The 25,281-nt window shown below is 29.5% G+C and carries 26 protein-coding genes; all 26 read left to right on the plus strand.

The features are described 5' to 3' along the window. Positions 1-110 precede the first annotated feature (110 nt). Positions 111-1,562 (plus strand): aminoacyl-histidine dipeptidase, encoded by a 1,452-nt coding sequence (locus HCG70_RS01910; RefSeq protein ID WP_055292167.1) that lies wholly within the window; start codon positions 111-113, stop codon positions 1,560-1,562. Positions 1,563-1,860: 298 nt separating this feature from the next. Then, positions 1,861-2,658 (plus strand): SPOR domain-containing protein, encoded by a 798-nt coding sequence (locus HCG70_RS17630; protein ID WP_221697432.1) that lies wholly within the window; start codon positions 1,861-1,863, stop codon positions 2,656-2,658. Between the two features lie 273 nt (positions 2,659-2,931). Next, positions 2,932-3,498 (plus strand): Maf-like protein, encoded by a 567-nt coding sequence (locus HCG70_RS01920; protein WP_042399811.1) that lies wholly within the window; start codon positions 2,932-2,934, stop codon positions 3,496-3,498. Between the two features lie 40 nt (positions 3,499-3,538). Further along, positions 3,539-4,228, plus strand: coding sequence for a DNA repair protein RadC (radC, locus tag HCG70_RS01925; protein WP_042399808.1), 690 nt, complete (start codon positions 3,539-3,541; stop codon positions 4,226-4,228). A gap of 17 nt (positions 4,229-4,245) precedes the next feature. Next, positions 4,246-5,265 carry a rod shape-determining protein gene (locus HCG70_RS01930; RefSeq protein WP_042399805.1) on the plus strand — a complete coding sequence of 340 codons (1,020 nt, stop codon included), beginning with the start codon at positions 4,246-4,248 and terminating at the stop codon, positions 5,263-5,265. After that, positions 5,265-6,107 (plus strand): rod shape-determining protein MreC, encoded by an 843-nt coding sequence (gene mreC / locus HCG70_RS01935; RefSeq protein WP_042399802.1) that lies wholly within the window; start codon positions 5,265-5,267, stop codon positions 6,105-6,107. Before HCG70_RS01930 ends, mreC begins: the two co-directional genes overlap by 1 nt. A 4-nt stretch (positions 6,108-6,111) precedes the next feature. After that, positions 6,112-6,600 carry a rod shape-determining protein MreD gene (gene mreD / locus HCG70_RS01940; protein ID WP_042399799.1) on the plus strand — a complete coding sequence of 163 codons (489 nt, stop codon included), beginning with the start codon at positions 6,112-6,114 and terminating at the stop codon, positions 6,598-6,600. Further along, complete coding sequence (locus HCG70_RS01945; protein WP_221697433.1) at positions 6,600-9,566, plus strand: penicillin-binding transpeptidase domain-containing protein; 2,967 nt, start codon at positions 6,600-6,602, stop codon at positions 9,564-9,566. Before mreD ends, HCG70_RS01945 begins: the two co-directional genes overlap by 1 nt. A gap of 223 nt (positions 9,567-9,789) precedes the next feature. After that, a complete protein-coding gene (gene minC, locus HCG70_RS01950; protein ID WP_042399791.1) occupies positions 9,790-10,440 on the plus strand; it encodes a septum site-determining protein MinC in 651 nt (216 codons plus the stop codon). A 15-nt stretch (positions 10,441-10,455) separates the two neighbouring features. Continuing rightward, a complete protein-coding gene (gene minD, locus HCG70_RS01955) occupies positions 10,456-11,253 on the plus strand; it encodes a septum site-determining protein MinD (protein WP_042399788.1) in 798 nt (265 codons plus the stop codon). Between the two features lie 14 nt (positions 11,254-11,267). Next, the gene (minE, locus tag HCG70_RS01960) at positions 11,268-11,537 is read left to right on the plus strand and encodes a cell division topological specificity factor MinE (protein ID WP_042399785.1); all 270 of its coding nucleotides are present in this window, start codon (positions 11,268-11,270) and stop codon (positions 11,535-11,537) included. Positions 11,538-11,970: 433 nt separating this feature from the next. Then, the gene (rodA, locus tag HCG70_RS01965) at positions 11,971-13,107 is read left to right on the plus strand and encodes a rod shape-determining protein RodA (RefSeq protein ID WP_042399782.1); all 1,137 of its coding nucleotides are present in this window, start codon (positions 11,971-11,973) and stop codon (positions 13,105-13,107) included. Between the two features lie 95 nt (positions 13,108-13,202). Beyond that, positions 13,203-13,595 carry a hypothetical protein gene (locus HCG70_RS01970; RefSeq protein WP_042399779.1) on the plus strand — a complete coding sequence of 131 codons (393 nt, stop codon included), beginning with the start codon at positions 13,203-13,205 and terminating at the stop codon, positions 13,593-13,595. Positions 13,596-13,806: 211 nt separating this feature from the next. After that, positions 13,807-14,670, plus strand: coding sequence for a site-2 protease family protein (locus tag HCG70_RS01975; RefSeq protein WP_221697434.1), 864 nt, complete (start codon positions 13,807-13,809; stop codon positions 14,668-14,670). A 165-nt stretch (positions 14,671-14,835) separates the two neighbouring features. Beyond that, on the plus strand, positions 14,836-16,695 hold the full coding sequence (locus HCG70_RS01980) for a TIGR03960 family B12-binding radical SAM protein (RefSeq protein ID WP_042399774.1): 1,860 nt from the start codon (positions 14,836-14,838) through the stop codon (positions 16,693-16,695). Continuing rightward, positions 16,679-17,380, plus strand: a complete 702-nt coding sequence (locus tag HCG70_RS01985; protein ID WP_042399856.1) for a TIGR03936 family radical SAM-associated protein — start codon at positions 16,679-16,681, stop codon at positions 17,378-17,380. The genes HCG70_RS01980 and HCG70_RS01985 overlap by 17 nt, the downstream gene beginning before the upstream one ends. Before the next feature lie 12 nt (positions 17,381-17,392). Next, positions 17,393-18,835, plus strand: a complete 1,443-nt coding sequence (locus HCG70_RS01990) for a ribonuclease E/G (RefSeq protein WP_195948571.1) — start codon at positions 17,393-17,395, stop codon at positions 18,833-18,835. Between the two features lie 133 nt (positions 18,836-18,968). Next, on the plus strand, positions 18,969-19,280 hold the full coding sequence (gene rplU, locus HCG70_RS01995) for a 50S ribosomal protein L21 (RefSeq protein ID WP_042399768.1): 312 nt from the start codon (positions 18,969-18,971) through the stop codon (positions 19,278-19,280). A 9-nt stretch (positions 19,281-19,289) separates the two neighbouring features. After that, a complete protein-coding gene (locus HCG70_RS02000) occupies positions 19,290-19,664 on the plus strand; it encodes a ribosomal-processing cysteine protease Prp (RefSeq protein ID WP_042399765.1) in 375 nt (124 codons plus the stop codon). A gap of 5 nt (positions 19,665-19,669) precedes the next feature. Continuing rightward, entirely contained in the window at positions 19,670-19,969 is a 300-nt protein-coding gene (gene rpmA, locus HCG70_RS02005; protein WP_042399852.1) for a 50S ribosomal protein L27, read from the plus strand. Between the two features lie 156 nt (positions 19,970-20,125). Continuing rightward, on the plus strand, positions 20,126-21,412 hold the full coding sequence (gene obgE / locus HCG70_RS02010) for a GTPase ObgE (RefSeq protein WP_055276678.1): 1,287 nt from the start codon (positions 20,126-20,128) through the stop codon (positions 21,410-21,412). Positions 21,413-21,423: 11 nt separating this feature from the next. Next, a complete protein-coding gene (gene yhbY / locus HCG70_RS02015; RefSeq protein ID WP_042399757.1) occupies positions 21,424-21,729 on the plus strand; it encodes a ribosome assembly RNA-binding protein YhbY in 306 nt (101 codons plus the stop codon). 2 nt (positions 21,730-21,731) lie between these two features. Beyond that, positions 21,732-22,340, plus strand: coding sequence for a nicotinate-nucleotide adenylyltransferase (gene nadD / locus HCG70_RS02020; protein WP_042399756.1), 609 nt, complete (start codon positions 21,732-21,734; stop codon positions 22,338-22,340). Between the two features lies 1 nt (position 22,341). Continuing rightward, on the plus strand, positions 22,342-22,911 hold the full coding sequence (gene yqeK / locus HCG70_RS02025; RefSeq protein ID WP_042399754.1) for a bis(5'-nucleosyl)-tetraphosphatase (symmetrical) YqeK: 570 nt from the start codon (positions 22,342-22,344) through the stop codon (positions 22,909-22,911). Positions 22,912-22,951: 40 nt separating this feature from the next. Beyond that, entirely contained in the window at positions 22,952-24,292 is a 1,341-nt protein-coding gene (locus tag HCG70_RS02030) for an LCP family protein (RefSeq protein WP_221697435.1), read from the plus strand. A 67-nt stretch (positions 24,293-24,359) separates the two neighbouring features. Beyond that, entirely contained in the window at positions 24,360-25,262 is a 903-nt protein-coding gene (locus tag HCG70_RS02035) for an RluA family pseudouridine synthase (protein ID WP_042399752.1), read from the plus strand. The last annotated feature ends 19 nt before the right edge of the window (positions 25,263-25,281 follow it).

Raw genomic sequence — 25,281 nt, forward strand, 5'->3', positions numbered from 1 at the left:
AAAAATTATAAAATAATAAAATAATAAAATATATTTGTTCTATATAGATTATGTTGCACTAATTGATATATAATTATTTTAACATAATTAAACAGTAAGGAGACGTAAAAATGAAGATTTTACAAAATTTAGAACCAAAAGCGGTTTTTCAATATTTTGAAGAGATTTCTAATATTCCAAGAGGATCAGGAAATGAAAAAGGAATAAGTGATTACTTGTTGAATTTTGGTAAAGAATTAGGTCTTGAAAGCATACAAGATGAAGCATTAAATGTTATTATAAAGAAACCAGGTACGCCAGGATACGAGAATGCACCAACAGTAATTATTCAAGGTCATATGGATATGGTGTGTGAAAAAAATAATGGGGTAGAGCATGATTTTGAAAAAGATCCATTAAAATTAAGAATAGTTGATGATTATATATATGCAACAGATACTACATTAGGAGCAGACAATGGGATAGCAGTAGCTTATGCAATGGCTATATTAGCTTCAAATGACATTCCACATCCGCCAATAGAAGTATTATTAACTACAGATGAAGAAACAGGAATGTCAGGTGCAATGGCAATAAAAAAAGAAAATTTACAAGGAAAGATTTTAATCAATCTTGATAATGAAGAAGAAGGATATCTTTTAGTTAGTTGTGCAGGAGGAGTAAGAAGCACAGCTACTTTAAAAGTAGATGAGCAAGAGATTGGTAGTAAAAAATTAATAAAAATTAATATATCAGGGTTAAAAGGCGGTCACTCTGGTATGGATATAATTAAGGAAAGAGGAAATTCTAATAAAATATTAGGAAGAGTACTTAAAGGATTATTAAGAGAAGTGAAATTTAATCTTGTTAGTTTAAATGGAGGATCTAAAAATAATGCTATACCTAGAGAAGCAGAAGCAATAATAGCTGTTAATCCTAATGATGAGAATACTGCAATAGAAGTAATAAATAATTGGAATAATATTATTGAAAATGAGTTAAGAGCACAAGATCCAGGATTAAAAATTGAAGCATCAATAACTGATATTAAAACATGCAAAGAGTTTACTGATGAAAGTACAAAGAAAGTTGTAGATTTATTATACATTTATCCAAATGGTATTAATAGTAAGAGTACAGAAATTGAAGGATTAGTAGAAAGTTCAACTAATTTAGGAGTACTAACTACAAAAGATGGAGTGGTAGAATTTGATTCAGCAATTAGAAGTTCAATTCCTTCATTAAAAGAAGAAATAGTTTTAAGAAGTAAGACTATAGTAGAACTTTTAGGTGGAAAATTTGAAACTACATCTGATTATCCAGGATGGGAATATGATCCTAATTCAAAAGTTAGAGATATATGCCAAAAGGTTCATAAAGATATGTATGGAAAAGAAGCAAAAATTGTTGCTATCCATGCAGGGGTTGAATGTGGATTGTTTAATGAAAAACTTGGAAATTTAGATATGATAAGTTTTGGACCAAATCTTTATGATGTACATACTCCAGATGAACATATGAGTATTTCATCAGTTAAAAATTGTTATGAATATTTATTAGGAATATTAAAAGAAATAAGATAATAAAAAATCATTAGATTTCTATTTAAAAAATTTCTATTTTAAAATCTATTTTAATGAAGGCTTGTTAATTATAAGGTGTCTATTTGGCACAGTATAGTTAACTAGGCCTTTATTTTTTATTATTATGAAAAAATATTTTTAGTACAGTATAAGTAAAAGATTGAATTTAAACAATTTAATTTACAAACTAGTATGGGAATTAAAAGTTTTTTGTTATGTATATATAAGATAAATAATGAATATATTGTAATGTAATAAGTAAAAGTTTAAGAAAGTTAGAGATGGGGTGGATGAGAAAGTGAGGTATACAAGGTATAACTATAAGAAAACTAAAAAAAATAGTGGACTTGCAAAAACTATATTATCATTTTTAGCTATGAGTGTATTTGTTGTAATTGTTGGGATAATGCTTGCTAATATAATTATTCATTTTTTACCATTAAATGATGCTAGTGAAACTCAAGCAAATTCTGAAGCGGTAAATCAAAGTGAAAATATTGATAATAGCGAAGCTGAAAATGCAGCTGATAACAGTGAAGATGTTCAAGCTAGTAGTGCAGTTGATAATAGTACAGAAGGTCAAGAAAATGTACAAGGAAGTATAAATACAAGTTTTATGGCAATTCAATGTGGGTATTTTGCTAATGAGGATAACGCAAAAGAGGCATATAACAAAATAGCGAATGGATATGGAGCCTTTATATATAATGAGTCAGATAAGTTTAAAGTGTTAGCTGGAGTATATACAACAGCAGAAGGACAATCAATAATGGATACTTTAACTAGTAGTGGTATAGATTGTGCTAAAGTATCATTTGATTTAAATTCAAATGATAAAGTACAAAGTCAAATTGCAGGAATTTATAATGGATACTTAAATATATTAGATACAGCATTTAAGGATAATGTAAAATCAGTATATACATCTGATTTTAAGAGTTGGGTTAAAGGACTTGATGTAATAAGTGAAGGTGATAAGAATGATGTATTAACTGAATTAAAAAATCATGTTAATGATATGGCAGCTGAAATAAAGAAAGAAGATGTAGCAAACGAAATGCAATATTTATACAAAATTTTATTGAGTTTTAGTTAATTAAAAAAATAATGACATTAAATATCAATAATTGTAAAAAAATTAAGAAAATCTTAAGGGAATATATATAATATTCTACAAAAAATTCATATATAAAAAGAGGAAAGTGCTTGTTTGAACATCTATTAAGTGATAAACTATATTAGAAAAAAGATAGGTGGCAAGTGTTTTACCTCTTTTTTTATTATGTTTAAATTAAATTTTAAAGTCAAGTGTAAGACTAGCGTTTAATTGGGAATAATAAATAATAAATAACTGTAGGATGTGATATGTTTGAAGTTTATATTAGCATCTGCTTCAGATCGTAGGAAAGAATTATTATCAAGGATAATAAGTGATTTTGAAGTAAAGATTAGTGACTTTGATGAGGGGACAGTAGAGGTTAGTAAAGACATTGAAAAATATGTTAAAACACTCGCAGAAGGAAAAGCTAAATCAGTAGCATTAAATTGTACTAATGATTCTATAATAATAGGGGCAGATACAATTGTTGTTATAGATGATAATATACTTGGAAAACCGAAGGATAAAGATGATGCATTTAGGATGCTTAAATTATTAAGTAATAATGTTCATAGGGTTTATTCAGGTGTTACAGTTATTAACAATGAAAAGCAAGTAATGAAAAGTGAATGTCTTTACACAGAAGTTTATTTTTCAGAGCTTTCAGATGAGGAAATATGGAGATACATAGACACAGGAGAATGTTTAGATAAAGCAGGAGCTTATGGAATTCAAGGATATGGTGGCGTATTTGTTGAAAAAATAAATGGTTGTTACTATAACGTAGTTGGATTGCCATTAAACTTGTTAAACAAGATGATAAAGAATGTTTTATAATTAGGGGGAATGGGTATATTATTACTTATAAGGAGTATTTATGACGAATAATATTAGAGTAAATGATATACCATTAAATGAGAGACCTATGGAGAAGTTACTTCAATTTGGAGTTGATACTTTATCTAATGAGGAGCTTTTAGCTATATTATTAAGAACAGGTACAAAAGGTGAAAATGTCATAGCTTTAAGCAGTAGATTACTTGCTGAGCTTGATGGATTAGACGGACTTTTAAATGTAAGTTATGAGGAAGCAAGTAAAATTAAAGGTATTAAAAAAGTGAAAGCTTGCCAAATAATTGCCATGATGGAGTTAGTTAATAGGATTAGAACTTTTAAATCTCAAAAAGAGATGATTAAAATTTCATCACCAAAGGATATTGCATCATTATTAATTAATGAAATGGTTAATTTAAAGCAAGAAGTATTTAAGTTAATTTTATTAAATACAAAAAATATTGTGATAGGAACTAAAGACATATTTAAGGGAACATTGAACTCATCTATAGTTCATCCAAGAGAAGTTTTTAAAGAAGCAATTCAAAGGGGAAGTGCAAATGTAATAGTTTGTCACAATCATCCATCAGGAGATCCCAGTCCTAGTAAGGAAGATATTGATATCACCATTAGATTAAAGGAATGCGGAAATATTATAGGAATTGGATTGTTAGATCATATCATAATTGGTAATAATAAATATGTTAGTTTAAAAGAAAAAGGAATTATATAATCGAAAGGGGAATTCATATGGGATTTTTCAGTAGTAATAAAGACATGGGAATAGATTTAGGAACAGCTAATACACTTGTTTTCGTAAAGGGGAAAGGAATAGTATTAAGCGAACCTTCAGTTGTAGCGATAAATAGTAATACAAGAAAACCATTAGCGGTTGGGCAAGAAGCAAAGCTTATGATAGGTAGAACACCAGGTAACATTGTAGCAATAAGACCACTTAAAGATGGTGTAATTGCAGATTTTGAGGTTGCACAAACTATGCTTAAAAAGTTAATTGAAAAAGTAACAAGCAAAAGTGCGTTTACAAGCCCAAGAATTATAGTATGTTATCCATCTGGTGTTACTGAAGTTGAAAGAAGAGCTATAGAAGAAGCAGCTAAATTTGCAGGAGCAAGAGATGTAGTTTTAATGGAAGAACCAATGGCAGCAGCAATTGGGGCAGGACTTCCAGTTGGAGAGCCAACAGGTAGCATGATTGTTGATATTGGTGGTGGAACTACAGAAGTTGCTATTATTTCTTTAGGAGGAATAGTAACGAGCAAATCATTAAGAGTTGCTGGAGATGAATTAGATCAGGCAATAATAGCTTATGTTAAAAAAGAATTTAGCTTAATGATAGGGGAAAGAACTGCTGAACAAATTAAGATGGAATTAGGTTCAGCTTATAAGATTGATGAAGAAAATGCCTCAATGGATATTAAAGGAAGAGATATGATAACAGGACTTCCAAAGATAGTAACAATAACTGAGGATCAAATAAGAGAAGCATTAAAAGAACCAGTTTATGCAATTATTGAGTCTATTAAAACTACTTTAGAAAAGACTCCACCTGAATTATCTGCGGATATAATGGAAAAGGGAATAATGCTAGCTGGTGGAGGAGCTTTATTAAAAGGATTAGATAAATTAATAAACCACGAAACAAATATGCCTGTTCACATTGCTGAAACACCATTAGATTGCGTTGTTTTAGGTGCAGGTAAAGCACTAGATAATTTTGATGAATTAAGTAAAACTCAAAGAGGTCAATAATGAAACCTTTTAAAAACAAACTGGCAGTAACTATAGTGGTACTGTCAGTTGCCTTTTTGGGAATAATTGTATTAAGTATAAAGGGTAATTCAAATATTATATCTAGTGGTGTTGGTGGTGTTATTAGTCCATTACAAAAGATTGTTTATACAGTAAATGAAAAAGTAAAAGGTTCTTTTGACTTTTTTATTAATTTTTCTAATGTAAAAAAAGAAAATGAAGAACTTACAGCAAAAAATGCTGAACTTGAAAATAAATTAATAGAATACGAAAGAATGAAAGATGAAAATACAAGATTAAGAGAAATGTTCGATTATTCACAAAATAATGCCAATTATGATTATTTAGGATGTAATATTATTGGCTATAGTGGAGGAAATATATCTAATGGATATATAATCGATAAAGGAACAAAAGATGGCGTTGAAAAGGACATGGTGGTAATAACACCTGCTGGTTTAGTTGGAAAAGTAACAAAGGCATCTTCAAGTTTTGCTATTGTTCAAACTATTTTAAATGAAAATATTGCAGTAGCAGCTATGGTTGAAAGTACTGATGAAACAACTGGGATTCTACAAGGTATAACAGATAGTAAAAATAAAAATTTAACAGAACTATCTAATATTCCAATTGAGTCTGCAATTAAAGAAGGAGATAAAATATTAACTTCTGGATTAGGGGAAATGTATCCTAAGGAAATTAGAATTGGAGAAGTTATTTCAGTAGAAGTAGATAATGTGGGGATTATGAAAAGAGCTGTAGTTAAACCATATGTGGACTTCAATAAGCTTGAAGAATTGTTTGTTGTTGTTCCAAAAGAAAAGGTTGATATTGGAGAATAGAACTATGAAGAGGATATATTTAATAATTATATTAGTGTTATTATTGATTATAGATAATACTTTATTACCTAGTTATTCAATTGCAGGTGCCTTTCCAAGTCTTTTATTTGTATTTGCTATGGCATATTCAGTTATTAGAGGTAAAAATGAAGCACTTTTTATTGGAATAGTAAGTGGATTTCTTCAGGATTTATTTTTCTTTTCAGGATTTGGAGTTAATTTATTTTTAAACACTTTATTATGCCTTTTATGTGCTAAAATTGGAGAAAGTATATTTAAAGAAAATAGAATTGTTCCAATTTTAATAGCGTTATTTATTTCTACTTTAAAGGTTTTAGGGGTAGTTATAATATTTAAATTATTTGCTATAAGTATTGATATGAAAGTTGCTTTATTATCGGCAGTATTAAATACTATTTGTATGATGCTTTTCTATAGATTTATTTTAAATATGCTAGATAAATATTTAGATAGAAATACATGGAGGTTTTAATGATAGTAAATAAACCTAAAAAAAAGAAAAAGAATTCTAGATACTCTGTTTTATATATAATTATGTTTATAATTATGGGCACTATAGTAGCAAAGTTATTATATTTACAAGTTTATAAGCATGATGATTATAAAGAAAAGGCTGATGTAAGTTCAACTAAATTTCTTTCTGAGGAAGCACCAAGAGGAAATATTTATGATTCTGATGGAAACGTAATAGCGACTAACAAACAAACATATGCATTAACATATATGGAAACAGTTGAATCAACCAAGGCTTTTTACAAAACTATGGACAAGATATTTGAAATTTTGGAAGAAAATGGAGAAGAATTCCAGGATGATTTAGCACTTAAGGTTGATGAAAATGGCAAAATATATTTTCAGTTTAAGGCAGATAGTGAGTCGGCTAAAAGAACATTAGAAATAAGATTTAAACGTGATAGAGGGTTAAATGAAGATATAGAAAAGAAACTTTTTGAGGATCAAGAGGGAGATTATACAGATGATCAAATAAATGAAGTTAACGATAGGCTTATGGAAATCTCGGCAGAAGACACATTCTATTATCTTGTAAAATCATATGATTTATATAAATTGTTATTACCAGATGGATATACAACAGATCAAGCTAGTGAACTAGCAAAGAAGTATAAAAATGCTACTGGTAAGGAAGTTTTAGATGATTTATTAAAAGAATATTCAATTCAAGATATTAGAAGATACATTGTTATAAAAGATGCTATAAAGATGGGAAGTTTTAGTGGGTACTCTAATATTACTATAGCAAATAATATTAATAGAGATACTGCATTTATAGTATATCAACAATTAAATGATTTGCCAGGTATTAATGTTACATTAAAACCAGTTAGATATTATCCATATGGAACGTTAGCATCAGCTGTAGTTGGATATGTTTCTACTATTAGTAGTTCTCAAAGTGAAAGTTATGAACTAAGGGGATATGATGTATCAACTGACTTAATTGGTGTATCTGGAATAGAATCAGCTTTTGAAGATCAATTAAAAGGTACAAAAGGCGGAACTACTGTAAAAGTAAATTCTCAAGGAAGAACAACAGAAGAACTATTTAAATTAGAGTCTTATCAAGGAAATAATATTCATTTAACAATAGATAAGGATGTTCAATATGCAGCTCAAGCAGCATTAGAAGATCAGATACTTACATTACAGTCAGAAGGTTTAGCAAGTGCAAATAGAGGGGCTGTAGTTGCGATAGAAGTTAATACTGGAAGGGTAATTGCAATGGCAAGTTATCCATATTTTGACCCTAATGATTTTGCAATTCCAAGTGAATTAACTACAGAGAAATATAATGAATACTTTAATCCGGATTATGAGAGCTTCGGAACACAACATATTCAAAGTACTGGAGCGACTGGAACGCTAGATGAGCTTTTCCCAGTTAATGATGATGGAGTAAGAACTGATAAGTATGATTTATATCCAAGATCAATGCTTAATTATGCAACACAAGGATTTGTACCACCTGGATCAACATTTAAGCCATTAACAGCTGTAGCAGGATTAATGGATGGAGCAATAAGTGAAACAGATACTGTTAATGACGTTGGTATTTGGAGTAGTGAGTATACAGGTAGTCAAACACTTGAAAACTTCCAAAAGACAGGTCATGGAATTACAGATGTTAGAAAAGCGCTCGAAGTTTCTTCGAATTATTTCTTTTATGAAACTGCAATTAGATTATATATAAAAAATGGTGCAGATGTTAATGCACTTGATTCTATTGCTCGTTATGCATGGAGATTTGGACTAGGGGCAGAACAAGGGAAAAGTGCCTCAACTGGAATTCAAATTTATGAAAACTTTGGGCAAACATATAATTTTGTTTCATGGAGAAAGAGTTTATCAGAAAATGCAAAATATACTATAGTACCAGCGCTTGAAGCAGGTAATTATGAAAACTCTTATTTCTTTGTACCTTTTGATATAAAGGATATTAGTACTGATTCAGATGAATTAAAAACATTAAAAACTAATTTGAAAAATAATATTAAAGAAACTTTATTAAAGGTTGGAACTAATGAGCAAGTTAGTGGGCAAACAGAATATGCCAATAGCATAATTGATACAGTTAAAGAAATAATGAATGTATCAGATAGATATAAAGAAAATTTAGCTAATGCAGGTTTAGAGTATTCTGAAAAAGTTGTTAATGAACAGGCTAAAATAGTATCAAATGCAATTTCTTATTTTATTGTTAACCAAAGTTCTGAAATAAGATCTCCAATAAATATAGTTCAAGATGGTATTGGGCAAAGTATGAATGCATTTACACCATTACAAATGGCAAATTATGTTGCGACTTTAGCTAATGGTGGAACAAGATATAAGGTATCGATAGTTGATAAAATAACATCACCTGATGGAGAAGTTATTCAAGAATACACTCCTGAGGTATTAGATCAAATAGATATTCCGGCAGATGTTCTACAAGCTATAAAAGAAGGGATGAGAAGAGTTAATACATCACCTTCAAATGCAACTAACTATGCATTATTTGCTAATTTCCCTATAGAAGTTGCAGGTAAAACTGGTACAGCTGACTTTGGTACACAAGAACAATATGATTACCAAGGAAGAAAGGCATATGCAAACTATATTAGTTTTGCACCAATGGATAATCCTAAAATTGCAATATTCTCTACTATTTATGATGGTAATAGAGGAGCTAATAGTGCATTTGTTCATAAAGCTATATATGAAGCTTATTTTAAGGATGAATTATTACAAATTAATCCAAATTACGCATCTACATCAGCAACGTTCCAAAAATATGTTGTTGGAGCTCCAGCAGATAAAAAACAAGGAGCTGAAGCTGATAAAGAAGCTACAAATGAGGGTACACAGGATTTAGGTACTACTGAAGGAAGTAGTCAAGAATTAAATATACCTGTTGAGAGTGGAACTGGTGCGGACTAAAAGGGAACCTTTAAAGAGGTTCTCTTTTTTATGTAAAATTTATTATTTTAATTTATTTTCTTTACTTAAAAGATTACATATTTTAAAATAAATAATATGTATTGGAAAAATAAGTGATATTTTGCAGAAAAATTACAAAGGTTTGAAGCATTTTATGTTTTTAATTGTTGTTATATGATATAATTAATATTAAATTGAGTTATTAATTGGTGGAGGATTGCCAATGAAGGATGATAGAATACAAATAAAAGGGAACAAAGATGGTGTAAATATTACTATTGATACAGAAAAGTTTATAGGCTTTGATGATATGCTCGAAGTATTAGTATCTAGCTTGTCAATTAATAAAGGTTTTTATAAAAATTCAATATTAAAAATCACAGCTAATTTTAAACATATTAGTAACTCTGATATAAGCAAATTAAAAGATGAATTATTTCAAAAAATAAATATAAAGGATTGTGTTTTTGATGATATTAGTAAAGTAAAGAAGGAAACTAATAATATTAAAGTTTTTAATGGGGTTCATGAAGGAAAAACTAAATTTATCAAGAAAACAATAAGGAGTGGACAATCGGTTGATTATCCTGGCAATATTATTATAATAGGAGATATAAATAATGGTGCAGAGGTCTCAGCAGGAGGCAATATTATAGTTCTTGGAAGTATAAAGGGGCATGTTAAAGCTGGAACTGGTGGAAATAAAAAATCTATAATAGCTGCATTTTCAATGCAACCTGAGTTAATGCAAATATCAGATATACTTACTGTACCGCCAGATGATGGTATTAAGCCATCTTATCCAGAAGTTGCAAAAATAAAAGATGGTTACATAGTAGTAGAGCCATACTTACCAAATAAATATATTTACTAAAGTGGAGGGATTGACATGGGAATTTCGATAGTTGTTACATCAGGTAAAGGTGGTGTTGGAAAGACTACAACAACTGCAAACTTAGGAACAGCATTAGCTGCGTTAGGAAAAAGGGTAGTAGTTGTAGATGGAGATACAGGGCTTAGAAACCTTGATGTATTAATGGGATTAGAAAATAGAATAGTATATACAATTATTGATGTAATTGAAAACAGATGTAGATTAAAGCAAGCGTTAATTAAAGATAAAAGGTATCCTAATCTTTGTCTTTTACCAACAGCTCAGACAAAAGATAAAGATGATATTAGAGCGCAAGATATGTTTGATTTAGTTAATAAATTAAAGGAAGAGTTTGATTATGTATTAATAGACTCCCCAGCTGGAATCGAACAAGGTTTTGAAAACTCAGTTGTAGGTGCTGATAAAGCTATTGTAGTTGTAAATCCAGAAATTACATCAGTAAGAGATGCTGATAGAGTAATTGGTAAATTAGATGCAAAAGGATTAGAAGATCATGCAGTAATAGTTAATAGATTAAATTACGAAATGACAAAAAGGGGAGATATGCTTGATGTTTCAGATATTATAGAAACCTTATCAGTTAAGCTTTTAGGAGTAGTTCCAGATGATAGAAGCATAACTGTTTCTACTAATAAAGGTGAACCTATAGTTTTAGATGATAAAGCTCAATCTGGCCAAGCGTTTAGAAATATTGCTAAGAGAATCACAGGGGAAGAAGTTCCACTACTTAAGTTAGGTTCTGAATCTACCGGAATATTTTCAGCAATAAAAAGAATGTTTAAGAAAAATTAGGGGGATTGGTCATTATGGATTTTTTAAGGGTATTTTCTAATAAGACTACACCAAAAGAAGTTGCTAAAGATAGATTGAGATTAATACTAATTCATGATAGAGGCGATATAGCTCCGGAAACTTTAGAGAAGATTAGATATGAAATATTAGAGGTTATTTCTAAGTATATAGAAATAGATGCTAATGATGTTGAGATTTCGTTAAATAGAAGTGAGGACGTTGAAGGTGAAGGCGGACCTGCACTAATTGCCAATATTCCTATAAAGAATGTAAGAGGAAGATAAAAAATAGGTGTATTAAAATTATAATGTTAACACAAAATGTATAAAGATTTAATCAGATGACAAGCTTATTAAGTGACAAGTGACAGATTAAGGTTTGGAACACCTTGGGGTGTTTTTGCAAATTCAGATTAAGCTGAATTTATTCATTAATTTGCAACTTGTTAGTTGAAATTTGTTACTATGCTTATTGTTGTGTTAACATTATTTTTTGATGCATTTTTTTATTTTAAAATATTAAGAATTCATAGATTAAATTAGAATACATATACTATCATAGATTAAATTAGAATACATATACTATTTTTATATTTAACATTAAAGTAAATTAATTCTTAAAACTTTATGAATTTTATATGGAACAGTATAATTCTTTATGGAGAAAAAAGAGGAAATAAGATATAATAAGTGGGTATAAATTCTAGGAGGTAAAGTTATGATACCTTTATCAAAGTTTAAAATGAGTTTGAAAGAACTGAAAAGGGTAGATAAGTGGATGCTAATATCGATAATATTAATAACGATGTTTGGCATAGTTAATATATATTTAGCAAAGAAAACATCTGCTGGGGGAATGCTATTTCCTGTGAAGCAAAGCATTTTCTTTGTGGCATCATTAGTTTTATTATATTTTGTTGTAGCAATAGACTATTCAATTATTAAGGCATTTACACCAATATTTTATTGGGCATCAATAGCATTATTAGTATTAGTATTATTAATAGGATCAACAATTAATGGGGCTCAAGGATGGATAAGGTTAGGGCCATTATCTTTCCAGCCGGCAGAGCTTGCAAAAATTGGGACAATAATGATGATGGGTAAAAAGTTAGATGATATGGAAGGAGAAATAAATAATTTTAAAAATTTCTGTATATTAGCTTTTTATGCAATAATACCTGCAGGACTTATTGTTATTCAACCTGATATGGGTATGACGATGGTATTATTCTTTATGGTTTTAGGAGTGTTCTTTATTGGCGGTCTAGATAATAGAATAATATTAGGTGGTCTAGGGGCACTAATATTAGGAATAGTTCTAGTATGGAATTCAGGATTAATTCAAGATTATCAAAAGAGAAGAATTACATCATTTCAGAACCCAGAAGCAGATTCATCAGATTCAGGATATCATTTGAGACAATCTCTTATAGCAGTTGGATCAGGTGGATTTTTTGGAAGCTTGAATTCGTTAGCTAATGATGGAACTGGAGGGTATTCATCACAATATGTTCCAGAAATTCAAACAGACTTTATATTTACTCAAGTTTGTGAGCAATGGGGAACTTTTGGCGCAATTTGTTTATTAACTCTATATGGAATATTGATTTCAAGGATGATTAATATAGCACGGGATTCTAAAGATATTTTTGGTAGAATTATAGCAACGGGGATGGTAGCATACTTCTTATTTGCAATATGGCAAAATATAGGTATGACTATAGGGTTAATGCCTATAACGGGAATAACTCTTCCATTAGTTAGTTATGGAGGAAGTTCGCTATTAACTACAATATTATCATTAGGACTAGTTATAAATGTAGGAATGAGAAAAACAAAACTTAATTTTTAGATATCAGGATATGCAATATGTTGTAACACAATATATTGCATATTTTTTTTAGTTGTAAAATATAATTTAATAATCAATTTTTTAGGGAGGTAGAAATGGGAAATTATAATTCGCAATATAAAAATTACTATCAAGGTTTACAAAATAAAAATGTAAAGAAAAATAATTCACCAGTATACACAAGGAATTCATTTGAAGAACTATATGGATATAACAATAATAAAAGAAAAAAGAAAGAGTTCTTTTCAAGTATGTCTAATGTTTTTATTTATCAATTAGTTGTAGTTATTTTTATGTTGATGGCAAGCTTTTATTTGAAATATGCACCAGGTCAAACAGGGGCATATGAAAATGTAAAAGCAGTAATTAATGATACAACTTATAGCCAAGTTGAACAAGAAGTAGAAAGCTTTGATTTGTCAAAAATAGTTAATAAAATAAGTAATTACATAAAAACAAGTTTAGGTGGGGATAAGGTTGATTTTTAATGTTTATCAAATGGTTAGTTGGTATAATACTCCCACTTGTTTAGGTTGGATATAATAATGGACGGGACAATAGACTAGGGGTGCTTGGGGTATAATGAATTCTAAAATTAAGGAAAGTTTAAAACTTTGTCTTAAGATAAGAATTCAGTTTATGCAATTGTATTAAGGAGGTTGATGTTTTACTAATGGTTTGACTAAGAAGGAGAGGTAAATGGATAGATGGAAAAGAAGTGTTTTAGCAGAATTCATAGTATTTTTTATACTTTTAAGCTTTAACAATTCAATTATTTTAGCATTTATAAGTATACTTGCTCATGAAGGAATGCATATATTAGTGGCAAAAAGAAAAGGCTGTAAGTTTAATGATATTCAGATTCATATATATGGAACAAGTGCTCAGTTTGCTAATATAGATGAATTAAATAAAAAAGAAAAACTACAAATTTATTTATCAGGTCCTTTTGCTAACTTTATAATTATATGTATATTTTGGTGTATTGGTTTTGCAAGTAATAATATATTGATAGATAAAATGATTAATATTAATATAAGTTTATTATTTTTTAATTTACTTCCTGCTTATCCACTAGATGGGGCAAGAGTATTAGAAATATTATTGTCTCAAAAGATATTGTATAGACGAGCTAATTATATAATTTCTAAAATAAGTTATACGATAGGAGTTATATTATTAGTTATTTTTATAATTGTATTTGCATATAGTGGCGTAATAAATGTAAGTATACTTATTGCTTCAATTGCTATATGTTTAATTACAAGAAGTGAAGAAAAATCTGCCATGTATATATTGATGGGAAATATATTTGTGAAAAGAAATAAATTGTTGAGAAATAAATATATTGAAAACAAAAGTATATCAGTTTACTACAAGCAAGGACTTGCAAATGTTATGTCAATGGTAGATAAAAATAGATTTAATATATTTTATGTATTAGATGATGATTTAAAGGTAGTATTTATTATGAATGAAGACGAATTAATAGAGGCGTTAAAGTTGTATGGTAATATTACTTTAGAGGAATACTTTGGTTTAAGAAATAAGGATGGGTATTAGTTTACTTTTTAATAATGATTATGCTAGAATAGCAGTTAGATAGTTAGAAGTTAAGATTTAAGAGTTAAAAGTTAGTAGTAGTGAGAAATTCGGCTTAAGCTGAATTTTTTCATTAACTACTAACTTAAAACTATTAACTATTAACTTAATTAAAGGAGGGTACCTATGAATAAGATAACTGATGATATTTTATGTAAAGTAGAAAAACCATCAAGATATGTTGGTGGAGAATTAAATCAAGTTATAAAAAATCCTGAAAATGTTAATATAAGATTTGCTTTTTGTTTCCCAGATGTATATGAAGTTGGTATGTCGCATTTAGGAACAAGAATTTTATATCATACTATAAATGAAAGAAAAGATACATATTGCGAAAGAGTTTTTGCACCATGGCCAGATATGGAAACATTAATGAGAGAAAATGACATAAAGTTATTTACTCTAGAAACTAAAACACCATTAGATAAGTTTGATATGTTAGGCTTTACTCTTCAATATGAAATGAGTTATACAAACATATTAAATATGCTTGATATGTCAGGAATAACTATTAGGGCTAGCGAAAGAGGAGAAGAAGAGCCAATAATTATGGCTGGAGGTCCTTGTGCTTATAATCCAGAACCTTTATATGATGTTGTAGATTTCTTCGAAATTGGTGAAGGTGAAGAAATGATGAACGATGTCTTAGAGGTATATGCAAAACATAAAGCTAATGGAAAAGTTAATAAGAAGGAGTTCTTAAGAGAAATATCAAAAATTGGTGGTATTTATGTACCTTCATTATATGATGTAACTTACAATGAAGATGGTACTATAAAAGAATTTACTCCTAAATATGAAGATGTTCCTGCAAAAGTTAAGAAAAGAATAGTTAATAACTTTGATGCTGTATCATTCCCAGATGAAATGATTGTTCCATATACTGATATAGTTCACGACAGGGTTGTTTTAGAAACAGCTAGAGGATGTACAAATGGATGTAGATTCTGCCAAGCTGGTATGATTTACAGACCAGTTAGAGAAAAGACTACAAATACTTTATTAGAACAAGCAAGAAAGGCTCTTAAGGCTACTGGATATGATGAAGTATCATTAGCTTCATTAAGTATTTGTGATTATTCAAATATTCAAAACTTAATATCTAGTTTAGTTATGGAGCACGAAGCTAAAAAAGTTGGTATAGCATTACCATCTATTAGAGTTGATGCTTTCTCTGTTGATTTAATTAAAGAAATTCAAAAAGTTAGAAAAACAGGTTTAACTTTTGCTCCAGAAGCAGGGTCTCAAAGAATGAGAGACATAATAAATAAGGGGTTAACTGAAGAGAGAATTTTAGAAGCAGCAAAAAGTGCTTTTGAATCAGGTTGGAGTACTATTAAGTTATACTTCATATTAGGACTTCCTTATGAAACTACTGAAGATGCGGCAGGAATTGGTGAGTTAGCAGAAAAGATGGCTGATGTTTATTTTGGCATTCCAAAGGATGTTAGAAATAAGGGATTAAAGATTACGGTAAGTACATCTATATTAGTTCCAAAGCCATTTACTCCATTCCAATGGGCTCCAATGGCTAGACCAGAAATAGTAGATGAAAGAATTAAAGCTGTTAGAGGTGCTATTAAATCAAGAAGTATAGTTTATAACTATCATGAACAAGAAACTTCATTTATGGAAGCTGTATTTGCAAGAGGAGATAGAAGAACTTGTGATGTTTTAATTAAAGCATTTGAAAAAGGTGCTAAATTTGATGGATGGTCAGAATACTTCAATATGGAAATATGGAAAGAAGCTATGGAAGAATGTAATTTAGATGCTGATTTCTATGTATATAGAGAAAGAGGATATGATGAAGTGCTTCCTTGGGATTTCATAGATATTGGAGTTAATAGAAAATATCTTGAAAGAGAAAATGAAAAGGCTAAGAGAGCAGAGCTTACAAGAAATTGTTTAGAAGGATGTACTGGATGCGGAATAAATGTAAACTTTAAAGAAGGGAAGTGTTTTGAAGGTGCGATACGTAATTAAATTTACTAAAGGTGCTGATATTAAGTTTATTGGACACTTAGATTTAATGAGAACTATTCAAAGAATAATAAAAAGATCAGGATTACCTGTTGAGTATTCAAAAGGATTTAATCCACATATGGCATTATCTATAGCGCAACCACTTTCAGTTGGAGTTTATTCAGATGGTGAGTATTTAGATTTAGTTTTAACAGAATCTCTAGGAGTAGGAGAAGTAATAGAAAAGTTAAATGAAAGTGCTCCTCCTACAATTAAGTTTTTACATGCAACACCAGTTGAAATAATAGAAAATGTTAAGAGATTGCCTCAAGCAATGGCACTTTTAGATGGAGCTAGATATACAATTAAGGTAAAACTTAATGGAACTTCTAAAGTAGAAGAAGAAATGGGTAAAACTCTTAATGAATCTAAATGGGAAATTGTAAAGAAAACTAAAAAAGGTGAAAAGCTTACTGATATAAAACCGCTAGTTAAAGAGTTTAAGTACTGGGTAAAAGATAATGAGTTAATTTTAAATACTTTAATAGCAACAGGAAGTAGAGAAAATCTTTCGGCTGATCTTTTAGTTACTTATTTAAAAGGAAAGGTATCAGAAATTAACCCTGATTCTTTCGTCAATATTAAAAGAGAAGAGATGTATATTTTAAAAAATAATAAATATGTTCCTTTATATAAGGGAATTTAAGGTAGTTTTAATATGAGAGAAATTTTTGTTGAGAAGAGAGAAGAATTAATTAGAATAGCAGTAAAAGAAAATGGTGAATTGGTAGAATGCCTCGTTGAAGAGGAAACTAATGAACCGCAAATTGGAGAGATTTATAAGGCTAGAGTCAAGAATATAATTCCAGGAATTAACTCAATATTTTTAGATATTGGATTAGATAAAGAAGCCTACATGTATTATAGTGAAGAACTTAAAAGGGTTGGAATTAAGAAGGGTCAAGAAATTTTAGTAGAAGTTTTAAAGGAACCTTTAGGTAATAAAGGTGCTAAAGTTAGCAATAAAGTTAATATACTTGGTAGATATATTGTTTTAACTATGGGAGTAGAAGGAATTACTATATCTAAAAGGATTTCTGACTTAGAAGAAAGACAAAGACTAATAAATCTTACTAAACCTATTAAAGGTGTAGAAATAGTTTTTAGAACAGAATCAAAAGCTGCAACTAATGAGGAATTGCTAAGTGAATTAAATTCATTATTAGAAAAAAAAGAAGAGATGGAAAAGAAGCTTAGATACTCAACAACTATTGGAAAAATAAAATCAAATAGCATGATAATTAGGTTTTTTGAAGAATTAGATGATAGAAAAACTAGTATAACAGCTGATGATGATGAATTTTTTGAAAATATTAAGGGATTAACTAAAGGAAATAATAATTTTGAATTTAAATTTTATGAAGGTAAAAGAACATTATTTGATTATAGTGGAATAGAAAAGGAAATACTTAAACTAAGACATAAAAAAGTGAATTTACAATGTGGTGGATATATTGTTATTGATAAAACGGAAGCAATGTATGTTATAGATGTAAATAGTGGGAAAAATATCAAGGGAAGAGATTTTAATAAGACTATAATGCAAACTAATTTAGAAGCAGCTAAGGAAGTTGGAAGACAAATTAGATTGAGAAATTTAAGTGGTATCATAGTAGTTGATTTTATTGATATGAGAGATGAAAATCAAAAAGTGCCCGTTATAAAAGCATTAAAAAAATCTCTAGAAGCTGATAAAGGTAATGTTAAAGTATTTCCGTTTACTGAACTTGATTTAATTCAAATTAGTAGAAAAAGAAAAGGAAAATCTATTTATGAATATCTAGAAGAGCCTTGTAGAAAATGTAAAAGTAATGGATTCCTTTTAAAATTATCATATATTGAAAATCTTATTAGAAATGAAATAATAAAATGCTCTAATGAAAATTCAATAAAGGATTTTTACATAGAGATTGATAAGAATTATGAAGATGACATCAAAGAGGATATAGTTAAATTTTTAAAAAATATTGATGGATTAGATAAAGAGGTTTATTTGAATTTTGTGTATGATATAGAGGGGTACAGGGTTGAGCCACTTATATTTGTATCACAAAAAGAAAATTACCAAAAGTACAAAATTAAAACAATTGAAAAAGTATAATAAATTTCTTTACAAAATGTAACTTTATATGATAAAATGTCATTTGTAAACCGCACATAACGGGTTTTTTAAAAACAAAGTTAAATCTTTGTACCTACATTGGCGAGACCGTTTAAGAGGAGGTGTTTTTAGAATGTACGCAGTATTATTAACTGGAGGAAAACAATACAGAGTTCAAGAAGGAGACGTAATATACGTTGAAAAATTAAACGCTGAAGTTGACTCTACAATCGAATTAACAGAAGTTTTAGCTGTTTCTAACGGAGAAACTTTAACTGTTGGTGCACCAGTAGTTGAAGGAGCTAAAGTTGTTGCTAAGGTAGCAGCTCAAGGTAAGGCTAAGAAGATCACTGTTTTCAAGTATAAGCCTAAGAAGGACTACAGAAAGAAGACTGGTCACAGACAACCTTACACTAAATTAGTAATCGAAAAAATCGAAGCTTAATTTTAAGATATGATTAAGATTATTATATTTAAACAAAAAGATATATCGCTTGGATTTAAGATTGAAGGTCATGCTTTATCTAGAGAAGAAATAGAAAGCACTACAGGTGATGCATATGACATGATTTGTAATAGTGTTTCGGTTTTATCTCAAAGTGCTGTAATAGGCATGCAGGAAGTTTTAAAGCTACCAGTAAAGTATGAAATAAATGATGGATTTTTATCACTGAATTTACATAATCTTAATGATGAAGATATTGAACGAGGACAGATATTACTTTTAACCTTTGAAAAAAGTTTAGAAAGTTTAATTATGTCCCTTGACGCTAGTTTTGGTAAAAATAGACGGAATAAATATATAAAAATAAAATTCGAGGAGGTGTAATGAGTATGTTAATGATGAACCTTCAATTATTTGCCCACAAAAAAGGGGTAGGTAGTTCAAAGAATGGTAGAGACTCTGAATCTAAAAGATTAGGTGCTAAGGCTGCTGACGGAGAATTCGTTTTAGCTGGAAACATCCTTTACAGACAAAGAGGAACTAAGATTCACCCAGGTCTAAACGTAGGTAAGGGTGGAGATGACACTTTATTTGCTAAAGAAGACGGAATCGTAAGATTTGAAAGAATGGGAAGAGACAAGAAGAAAGTTTCTGTTTACCCAGTAAGCGTTGAAGAAATAGCTGAATAATTATATTTATATAGGTAAAAGCACCCGTAAGGGTGCTTTTATTCTTGTAATAGATATATAATTTATATATACTATTATAAAATATATATGTTATGGAATAATAAAAATAGATTATTATGTTTAACATTAAAAAAAGTTACAAGGAGGAAAGTAACTATGTTTATAGATAGAGCCAAGATATTAGTTAGATCAGGTGCTGGTGGAAATGGAGCAGTTACATTTAGAAGAGAAAAGTATGTTCCACTTGGAGGACCAGATGGTGGAGATGGAGGAAAAGGTGGAAGCGTTATATTCACTGTTGATACAGGATTAACAACACTTTTAGATTTCAAATATAAGAAAAAGTTTATAGCTGAATCTGGAGGAAATGGATCAGGTTCAAAATGTTATGGTAAGGACGGAGAAGACTTATACATAAGAGTTCCAATGGGAACTATTGTTAGAGATTTCGAAAGTAATAAGGTTATTGCTGACCTTTCACATAAAGATGACACATATGTTATTGCTAGAGGTGGAAAAGGTGGTAAAGGAAACTGCAAGTTCTGTACACCAACAAGACAGGCACCACATTTCGCAGAACCAGGTATGCCAGCAGAAGAAAGAGTATTAACTCTTGAATTAAAATTACTTGCTGACGTTGGATTAGTTGGATTCCCTAATGTAGGTAAGTCAACATTACTTTCAACTGTTACAGCTGCTAAGCCAAAGATAGCAAACTATCACTTTACAACTTTAAAGCCAAATTTAGGTGTTGTTAAAGCTGAAGGAATAAATTCATTTGTTATGGCTGATATTCCAGGAATAATTGAAGGTGCTGCTGAAGGTGTTGGATTAGGACTTGATTTCTTAAGACATATTGAAAGAACTAGATTATTAATTCATGTAGTTGATATTTCAGGTGTTGAGGGAAGAGATGCTTTTGAAGATTTCGTTACTATTAATGAAGAACTTAAGAAGTATTCTGTAAAGCTTTGGGATAGACCACAAATAGTTGTAGCTAATAAAGCAGATATGCTTTATGATGAATCAGTTTTTGAGGACTTCAAGAAGAAAGTAAATGAATTAGGATTCGATAAAGTATTTAAAATGTCTGCAGCTACAAAATCTGGTGTTGAAGAAGTTATCAAAGAAGCTGGTAAGATGTTAACAGAAATTCCAGTAATGGATTTAGAAATTCCAGATGAAGAAAGATATGTTGAGCAAGAAAAGAGATTCACATATGAAATTAACGTTGAAGAAGGTGAAGAGTACAACACTTACGTTGTTACTGGATCATTCGTTGATAGATTACTTGCATCTGTAAATATTCATGATGCAGATTCATTAAGATACTTCCATAAGGTACTTAATAATAAGGGAGTATTACAACAAATTAGAGAGATGGGCGTACAAGATGGAGACATGGTTAGATTAAATGACTTCGAATTCGAGTACATTTTATAGGAGGAAATTTTATGATAACAGGAAAGCAAAGAGCTTACTTAAGAGGACTTGCAAACACTATGAGTCCAATATTCCAAATTGGAAAGAATGGTGTTGAAGAAACATTCTTAAGACAATTAAAAGAAGCATTAGAAGCTAGAGAGCTTATTAAAATAAAAGTTTTAGAAAACAGTGGTTTAGCAGCTAGAGAAGTCTCAGATGAAATATGCAAAGCTATTGGATGTGAAGGTGTTCAAGCGATAGGAAGTAAGATTGTATTATATAAGAAATCTGAAAAGAAACCTAAAATAGAATTACCACAAGGAAAAAATAACTAATTATGAAACGATATGGTATGATGGGGGGAACATTTAATCCCATACATTTAGCACATTTATATATAGCATATGAAGCCAAAGAAGTTTTAGAGTTAGATAAAGTCATATTTATGGTAGCTGGTAATCCACCACATAAAAAAGAAAGTCCGGTAATAGACTCTAAGTATAGAAATGATATGGTTAAAAAAGCTATAGAAGGTTATGAAGGCTTTGAAATTAGTGATTATGAAATAAAGAAGAATGGGTATAGTTATACTTATGAAACTTTACAGTATTTGAAAAGTTTAGATGATGTTAGCGAAGTATTTTTTATTGCAGGTGCAGATTCATTAATGGATATAGAAAAGTGGAGAAATACTGATTTAGTATTAAAAAATTGCACTTTTGTTGCTTTTAATAGAGGAGAATATAATAAAGATATTTTAGAATTGCAAAAATCTAAATTAGAGGAAAAATACAATGCTAAAATAATATTACTTGATGTAGCCAATATAGATATTTCTTCATCAATGATTAGAGAAAGAATAGCTGAAGGAAGAAGGGTAGACTTTTTCTTACCAGAAGGAGTAATGAAGTATATAAGTGAAAATAATTTATATAGGAGAGAGTAAAATGTGGGGAGTAGATGAAATAAAAGATTATTTAAAAGATAATTTAAAACCATCTAGATATGGTCATACCTTAGGGGTAGTAAAAACTGCTGTTGAGCTTGCGAATATTTATAATGAAGATGTTCGAAAGGCTGAAATAGCTGCACTTTGCCATGACGCAGCAAAAAATATGAGTAGTGAGGAAATGCTAAAAATAATTAAAGATGAAAATATTTTATTATCAGTAGATGAAAAAAATACTAAAGAATTATGGCATTCAATAATTGCACCTATTTTGGGAAGAAAAATTTTTGAAATAGATGATGAAGAAATATTAAGTGCAATGAGATGGCATACTACTGGAAAAGAGAATATGAGTAAACTTGAAAAGATAATATATTTAGCTGACTTAATTGAACCTTCAAGAAAATTTGAAGGAGTAGAAGAGATTAGAGATATTTCTCGCAAGAACTTAGATGAAGCCATGTTAAAAGCATTAACTCATACAACTATGTATTTATTAAACCAGGGCTGTGCAGTAGATATAAATTCTGTTAAAGCAAGAAATTATTTATTGTATAATAATAAGTAAATACAATTATAGATTTAGTTTATAAGGTGAGGGATGGGTAATGGTAGGAAATAAAAAAAGTGAGAAACATAATGCCAGGAAGGGATCGAGGCAATTAAGTCCAAGAGAAGAGCTTGAAATTAAACAAAGACTTAAGAGAAAAGAGAAAAAGTCAACTATTATAAAGAGAGCAATTACAGCTTTTATTTTAACAATAGTTGTGCTTGTTGCATTAGTTGGAGTATATTTATTTTCATTTATTTCATCGCTTAATAACAATGATATTATATCTGCAGTTAAGCCAAGTTCAAATGAAACAGTGAATATATTATTACTGGGGATGGATATAGGAGATGCAGAAAATACTTCAAATTCATCAGCAAGAAGAACTGATACTATGATGATGATTAACTATAACCCGCGTACAGATAATATAAACGTTGTTTCAATACCTAGGGACACATTAATAGAGGTAGAGAATGCAACAGATGGTAAAGGAAATAAAATTCCTTATTGGAAGATAAATGCTGCCTATGTTTTAGGTGGGGAAGAAGAAGTTATAGAACAAGTTCAAAATCTTTTAGATGTAAAAATTAATTATTTAGTTGAAATAGATTATGCGGCTTTTAGAAATTTAATTGATGCTATTGGCGGAGTTGAAATGTATATAGATAGAGATATGTATTATGATGATGATGCACAGGATTTACATATACATTTTAATGCTGGTGAAACAGTATTATTAGATGGGCAAAAGGCAGAAGAATATTTTAGATGGAGAAAAAATAATGATGGAACTGGACTTGCAGAAGGTGATTTAGGGAGAATTAAAAATCAACAGGCATTTATAGCTAAAGTAATTGAAAAATGCACTAGTCCAGAAATTATAACACAGATTCCAAGTATTCTTAAGGCTGTTAAAGAAAATATAGTAACTAATATGTCTGGTAGTGATATGATTTACTATGGATTGAAGATGGTAAAAAATGAAGGGATTTCTATGAATACTTTACAAGGTGATAATGAAAGAATTTATGGACAAGATTTCCTAGTTATGAATCCATCATATAATCAAAGTTTATTAGAATCATTAAAGATAACAAGTGAAGCTAATAAGAGTGCAAACAGAAGTGGTTATTCTATAATGGTTTTAAATGCTACTAGGGTAAATGGATTAGCAGGCAATTTAAGTATAGAATTAGAGAATCTAGGATACACAAATGTTAGCGTAGGAAATTACGATAAATCGAAAGAATCTAAGATATTATCTAATGATAAAGAGCTTAAAAAGCTATTAAGTGAGGATACAGGAATTAATGATCTTTCTAAAAATAAAGAAGAAGAATACGAAAACTATGATGCTATAATTATTATTGGAGAAGATTATTTAACATTTAATTAATTAACTTAAAGTTAGTAAGAGTGATATAATAACTTTAAGTTTAACTCTTAACTTTAGGGAGGAAAACATGAGTACTTTAGAGAAGTGTGTAGATAAGGCTTTTGATGGAATAAAGATAAGAGAATACTTAAAAGAAGAGATGGGGTTATCATCAAGGCTTATTAGGGGTGCTGCTTTAGATAAAAGAATATTAGTAAATAATAATCCAGTTAAAATGAATTATGTATTAAAGGCTGATGATAATATTTTGATTAATCTTAAAAAGAAAGAAAGTCAAAATATAGAGCCAGAAAAAATAGAGATAGAAATAGTATATGAAGATAGCGATATTATTGTGGTGAATAAAAGACCTAATATGGTAGTTCATCCTACTAAGCGTTATCAATCAGGAACATTAGCAAATGCATTGTTATATTATTTTAAAGAAACTAACCAAGACTGTATTGTAAGACTTGTTAGTAGGCTTGATATGGATACATCTGGGTTAATAATAATTGCTAAAAATCAGTATGCTCATATGGAGTTATCAAAAGATATGCAACAAAATGGAATAGAAAAAAGATATTTAGCATTAGTCCATGGGCATATGGAGCAAATGGAGGGAACTATAGATAAGCCAATTTATAGGCCTGAAATTGAAGGAAATATGAGAAGAGTTGTAGATGAAAGAGGACAAAGGAGTATAACTCATTATAAAGTAGTAGAAAGATTAAAAAATGCTGATTTAGTTGAGTGTTTATTAGAAACAGGTAGAACACATCAAATAAGGGTTCATTTAAGTCATCTAGGACATCCTATTTATGGAGATACTTTATATGGAATTGAGGAAGATGCTCAGTTAATTTCAAGACAGGCACTTCATGCATATGGATTAAACTTTAAATCACCTAGAACAAAAGAATATCTTCAATTGAGAGCCGATTTACCTGAAGATATAAGAGCACTTTTAGAAAATCTAAGAGAGAGTTAAGAAAAAATTATAATATAAA

It is taken from the genome of Clostridium sp. K04 (assembly GCF_019734375.1).
Taxonomy (GTDB): Bacteria; Bacillota; Clostridia; order Clostridiales; family Clostridiaceae; genus Clostridium; species Clostridium saudiense.